Source organism: Fibrobacter sp. UWP2, from assembly GCF_900141705.1.
In the GTDB taxonomy this organism is placed as follows: domain Bacteria; phylum Fibrobacterota; class Fibrobacteria; order Fibrobacterales; family Fibrobacteraceae; genus Fibrobacter.
Genome location: NZ_FQYM01000064.1, coordinates 1 through 2,571, shown reverse-complemented (window position 1 = coordinate 2,571; position 2,571 = coordinate 1). Strand labels below are relative to the sequence as shown.

The 2,571-nt window shown below is 51.3% G+C and carries 4 protein-coding genes; all 4 read left to right on the top strand.

What is annotated here, in order from left to right:
• The first annotated feature begins 102 nt into the window (after positions 1-102).
• Entirely contained in the window at positions 103-261 is a 159-nt protein-coding gene (locus BUB55_RS14425; protein WP_159432009.1) for a hypothetical protein, read from the top strand.
• A gap of 198 nt (positions 262-459) precedes the next feature.
• Entirely contained in the window at positions 460-1,644 is a 1,185-nt protein-coding gene (locus tag BUB55_RS13695) for an outer membrane beta-barrel protein (protein WP_159432008.1), read from the top strand.
• A 14-nt stretch (positions 1,645-1,658) separates the two neighbouring features.
• Positions 1,659-2,201 (top strand): hypothetical protein, encoded by a 543-nt coding sequence (locus BUB55_RS13690; RefSeq protein ID WP_143153092.1) that lies wholly within the window; start codon positions 1,659-1,661, stop codon positions 2,199-2,201.
• Between the two features lie 85 nt (positions 2,202-2,286).
• On the top strand, positions 2,287-2,571 hold a 285-nt coding region (locus tag BUB55_RS13685; protein WP_143152881.1), incomplete at its 3' end, for a hypothetical protein.

Sequence of the window (2,571 nt, the reverse complement as noted above, 5' to 3'; positions counted from 1 at the left end):
AAAAGAGCATGAAACTACTTGACAATGAAGCGCTAATAGCCTAGATTTACACCAGTTGGAGACCTGGATTTTCAACTAAAAAAGGGACAAATTCGCTCGCTTGTGGAACTAGAGGACGTCTTTTGTGACGAGGAGCTTTCTAATGATGAAGAAGAGGCAGTCTCCCCTGAGGAGGAATTTTTTGTGGATGACGAGGACGTTTTAGGGGTCGAGGAAGACGAGTCCTTGCCCGAGGAGGCCTGGTCCTCGATGAGTTCGTAGGAAGTGGAGACGTCGGTGTCGTTAGAGCAAGACAACAGTATGGGGATGGAAACGCCTAAAATGAGCAATTTTAAGGGGGGCATGGGGCCTCTTTGTGGTCGAAACACGTTGTGTTGTAAGTGAAAATAAAAAATAATTGTGATGTGTATATAAAAATTTATATTGTCGTGGATGAAAATCTATAGTGAAGGAGAAAAAATGAAAAATGGGTCGTTTTTGGTGATTTGTCTTGCAGCAATGGCTTTTGCGCAGAATTCCGCCGAGTCCGCCCCGCAGCCCGCTGCACCGACTCCGGCTCCTGTGGCAGAACTTGGACTAGAGACGGAACCCGCTCCGGTAGTAGAGCCTGCTGCCCCTGCCCCTGCACCCGAGGCAGAATTCGCACCTGTAGCTGAACCTGCGGCGGAACCTGGCCCAGTGGTGGAACCTGCGGCGGAACCTGCTCCCGTTCCACAAGTGTCTGATTCGGTGGCGGCAATGCCTGCTGCACCGGCATCTGCCCAGCAACCCGCTGAGCCCGTCCCGGTGGCAGAGCCTGTTGCCCCTGCACCTGTACCCGAGGCAGAATCCGCACCCGTTGCTGAACCCGCACCCACGCCACAGCCCGTTGCACCGACCCCGACGCCTGTGGCGGCCCCTGCTCAGGTTCCGCAAGAGTCTGATTCGGTGGCTGTAATGCCTGCCGTACCGGCATCTGCCCAGCAGCCTGCGGAACCCGCTCGCAAGCGATTCCGCTTTGGTGTGTATGGCGCCGTAACGTACAATGATTTTTATAACACTTCGCTTGGGCTGAACCGGTTGAACCGTCACGCAGACGGGTACTCCATCAAGGTTGCTGGCGTAGACGACCTGACCGGAAACTATTGGGGCATTGGCGCCAATGCTGGTCTTAGCGTGCTGTTTATGCCGACTGAAATTTTTGGCCTCCATTTGGAGATGGGGGCTGCCTACCGCAAGGGCAAGGGCAAGTCCGATTTGACGGCGATTTTGACATGGGACGATGCCAGCAAAAAGAAGGAACGCGCCGACCTGAGCCTGGAATATTCCTTGAAGCAGTTCACCATGGACATCCCATTGCTGATGCGATTTGAAATTCCTAGAATCATGTTCTTTGAGGCGGGCCCAATGGCGTCCCTCACTTTCCAGTCGAGGGATAAATCTAAAATCGAGGATGACTTTGGATTCCATACCTATAGGGAAGAAGATCCTTGTGATTTCTTTGAACTCGATGCTGCGCTTGGTATAGGCCGTATGCAACGCATTGGTTCCAAGTACTTGGACTTTGGCCTGCGTTTGGTGTTGGGCGTGACCAAGTTGAATGATTCGGATGATGCTCCGAGAACGTGGCAGGGACAATTCAATTTGACGTTCTGGTTCTTGTAATGGAGGGATATAAAATGAGAAATTTTGGAAATAGCTTAATTTTTACAGCGGCACTGCTCGTGGGGACGCAGAGTGCATTTGCAAGTTGTTTGGGAACCGTCTATTTTAAGGCTCCGGATACATGGGCGGATGTTTATGTGGCCACTTACATGGGCAATACGGTGAAAATTGAAAAAGACGCTGTGACGGGTTTTTATATAGCGAAACTGGAAACCATTGGTCAGAATAGTTATTCAAATTCGTTTAATATTGGTGCTGGCACTACTCCGCCGATTAAGTATGTGAGCGTAACGGAATGGGAGGCTAGTTCAAGTTTTGATCCAAATATTCTGCAAAATAACCAAGGTTTTGCATGCCCAGGTGAAGGCAACTCCGTTTATATTTTTGAAAGTCCCGATAGGCCGGGTACCACGGTCGTGAGTTCAGAACCTCCCGGTGCCAAGTACGTTTATTTTATGCCTCCTCCAGAAGATGCGGCTTGGATGAATTCGTCCCCGATGATCAGCTTGGACGGGGGTAAGACCGCAAAGCCCAGAAGATGCCCCAAAGTTAGTTGAAATTTCTGCAACCAAAAAGAAAAAGGTGGTCTCCAACTTGTAAATTTGGTTCAGCAAAAAAACACCAAGCAAGAGGATAACCACCATGATGAAAAGTACAAAAAGAACCCCAAAACTGTCAATCGTCCGCCGCGAAGAAATCGACATTTCGACCAGTATCGGGGTGGTTCTGGCCGACCTTGCCGAACAGGGGAAAAGCTGCCTTGACGCGCTGTCGAGGGAGATGGGCGCAAGGCTCGTGGAGGCGATACTCCTGGCCGAAAGGGAACAGCTCGGCGGTGCAGCATACCACCCCAGGGAGGGCTTCAAGAAGTGGTCCAGCCAGGGCGGTTCCGTGTACATCGCGGGCGGCAAGGCGAAGGTGCGCGTA

What these genes read in the sequence shown, in the direction of transcription:
- BUB55_RS13690 (WP_143153092.1), top strand. Translation starts at nt 1,659, where the DNA reads ATGAGAAATTTTGGAAATAGCTTAATTTTTACAGCGGCACTGCTCGTG.
- BUB55_RS13695 (WP_159432008.1), top strand. Translation starts at nt 460, where the DNA reads ATGAAAAATGGGTCGTTTTTGGTGATTTGTCTTGCAGCAATGGCTTTT.